Genomic DNA, 2,390 nt, shown 5'->3' with positions numbered 1-2,390 from the left:
CGCCCGCGGGCTCATCGCCTCGACGCCGAAATTCTCCAGGAGGTGCATCGATGCCTGGTGGATCGCCTCGATCTGGTCGGCCGACAACAGCGCCATCGGCGGATAGGGATTCTCCACCCGCCGCAGCGGCAGTTGCGGGATGGCGGCGGGTCCTCGGTTGCTGGTGCGCTCGGCGCCGCGCTTGCGTCTTGGTTCGCTCATGCGCGCATCAGAGCGCCGGTATCACAGGCGAGCTGTCAGGAATTCGCCATTTGCCGGCGCGATTTTAGCCAAGGCGGCATTTTTGGAAATCGACGAAGAGAATAGCGACGCAGTTGGTCGGAATATCGATACTGGATTTTTCGCGCTTCCCGCGTCAGCGTTAAGGAACCGCGCAAGACTCCTTTTATGATTTCGGCCTATTCGTCTTCCAATGCGTAGGTCGAGTTTTAGTAAAATTGTCGCTGTTTGCGTGCTGCTGGCGCTGTCGGCCTGCGCGACAGCGCCCAGCCACATCAACAATGTCTGCGCCGTGTTCGACCAGAATGACGGCTGGTTCGACAACTGGCAGTCCGCCGCCGAGCGGACCGAGCAGAAATACGGCATTCCCATTCCCGTGCTGATGGCGACGGTGCGCAAGGAATCCGGCTTCAAGAGCAATGCCCGCCCGCCGCGCACAAAGCTGCTCGGCTTCATCCCGTGGACTCATGTCTCGAGCGCCACGGGCTATTCGCAGGCGCTCGACGGCACCTGGTCGCAATATCAAAGCGAGACCGGCAACTGGGCGGCGCGCCGCACACGCTTCGCCGACGCCATCGATTTCGTCGGCTGGTACCACTCCAAGACCGCCGACACTTTCGGTGTCGCGCGCAACGACACCTACAATCTCTATCTCGCCTATTATCTCGGCTGGACCGCCTATGGCCGCGGCAACCGCGGCGACGCCGGCGTTCAAAGCTACGCACGCGCCACCGACCAGATGGCGCGCGATTATCAGGCGCAGCTACGGCAATGCGGCAGCTGACATCCGTAACGGGTTAGTGCCGCCTTGTCGTGTCCTTCGGCCTTGGGACACCGGTTTCCGAATCCTCGTCGCGCACTTCGTGGCGACGAGCTTTGAGCACAGCGTCGTTCTCCTCGACGCCCTCTCCGATCGCGTCGGCTTCCGCGCTGGCGTTTTTGCCGTCCGGACGCTGCGGCGGCGCACCGGCAAAGCCCGGCCCCACGCCATGCGGCGCATCATCCGGCACGCCTTCATGCGCGGCATGCTCCTTGTCGAACTTGATGACCGGCTCCATCTTGGCGAGCACGTCGTCCGAAAGCCAGCATAGGCTCGTATGGCCGCCGCCGAGATTTTTCACCGGCGGCACCTTCGTCTCGCACAGATTGTCCGGCACCAGCTTCTTGTAGCCGCAGCGCGTCTGGAACGGGCAGCCGGTCGGCGGGTTCATGGCCGACGGGATGTCGCCTTCGAGCACGATGTGCTTCTTGATGACGCTGGTGTCGGCGATCGGGATCGCGGACAGCAGCGCCTCGGTATAGGGATGGTAGGGCGGCGAGAAGATCTGGTCGGTCGTGCCCTGCTCGACGATGTAGCCCAGATACATGACCACGACGCGGTCGGCGATGTAGCGCACCACCGACAGATCGTGGCTGATGAACAGCATCGTCGTCTTGTTCTTGCGCTGGATGTCCATCAAAAGTTCGGTCACCGCCGCCTGCACCGAGACGTCCAGCGCCGAGACCGGCTCGTCGGCCACCACCACCTTGGCGTCGCCGGCAAAGGCGCGCGCGACGCCGATGCGCTGCTTCTGGCCGCCCGACAGCTGGCGCGGCTTGCGGGTCTCGAAGGCCCTGGGCAGCTTCACCAGGTCGAGCAGCTCCAGCATGCGCTGGCGTCGCTCGGCGACCGTCTTGCCGACATTGAACTTCTCCAGCGTGCGGATGATCTGTGAGCCGACCGTGTGGCTGGGGTTCAGCGTGTCGAAGGGGTTCTGGAACACCATCTGGATCGACGAGACGGTGTCGACGCCGCGGCTCTCGATGCCCGTCGACTGGATCTCCTTGTTGGCCAAGGTCACCGTGCCGGAGCTGGCGGTCTCGAGGCCGAGCAACACCTTGGCCAGCGTCGACTTTCCGCAGCCGGACTCGCCGACGATCGCCACCGTCTCGGATTCGCGCGCGGTGAACGAGATCGTCTCGTTGGCCTTGACGACGCGGCCTTCGCTGGAGCCGAACACCTCGCTGCCGCCGACCTTGTAGTATTTCTTGAGGTCCTGGATCTTCAGCACCGGCGCGCCGGGCTCGACCTTTTCGTTGACCTTCTTGGCGCCGGGCGGCAGCGCCTCCCAGTCGATCTCGTTGAAGCGCACGCAGCGCGAGAAATGCCCCTCATGGCCCTCAACCGGGAC

3 protein-coding genes are annotated in these 2,390 nt (G+C 63.7%); 1 reads left to right on the top strand and 2 read right to left on the bottom strand.

Annotated elements, in window-relative coordinates; all coding sequences use genetic code 11:
• Positions 1 to 201, bottom strand: a 201-nt coding sequence (locus EOA24_RS34465) for a trimethylamine methyltransferase family protein (RefSeq protein WP_189354477.1), incomplete at its 3' end; no start/stop codon positions are given.
• Positions 202 to 412: 211 nt separating this feature from the next.
• Between EOA24_RS34465 and EOA24_RS34460 the strand changes: the two genes are divergently transcribed.
• Positions 413 to 1,003: a hypothetical protein gene (locus EOA24_RS34460; protein ID WP_126081938.1), complete on the top strand. Its 591-nt coding sequence runs from the start codon at positions 413 to 415 to the stop codon at positions 1,001 to 1,003.
• Positions 1,004 to 1,016: 13 nt separating this feature from the next.
• On the opposite strand, the gene EOA24_RS34455 is transcribed toward EOA24_RS34460, so the two are convergent.
• Positions 1,017 to 2,390, bottom strand: a 1,374-nt coding sequence (locus tag EOA24_RS34455) for an oligopeptide/dipeptide ABC transporter ATP-binding protein (protein WP_133374774.1), incomplete at its 5' end; no start/stop codon positions are given.

Source organism: Mesorhizobium sp. M2A.F.Ca.ET.039.01.1.1, assembly GCF_003998035.1.
Classification (GTDB): Bacteria; Pseudomonadota; Alphaproteobacteria; order Rhizobiales; family Rhizobiaceae; genus Mesorhizobium.
The sequence above is the reverse complement of the archived record's forward strand: the minus strand, read 5'-3'. Positions and strand labels throughout refer to the sequence as shown.

Bases quoted from the DNA above. Each gene is read 5' to 3' on its own strand.
- EOA24_RS34460 (WP_126081938.1), top strand. From the start codon at position 413: ATGCGTAGGTCGAGTTTTAGTAAAATTGTCGCTGTTTGCGTGCTGCTG.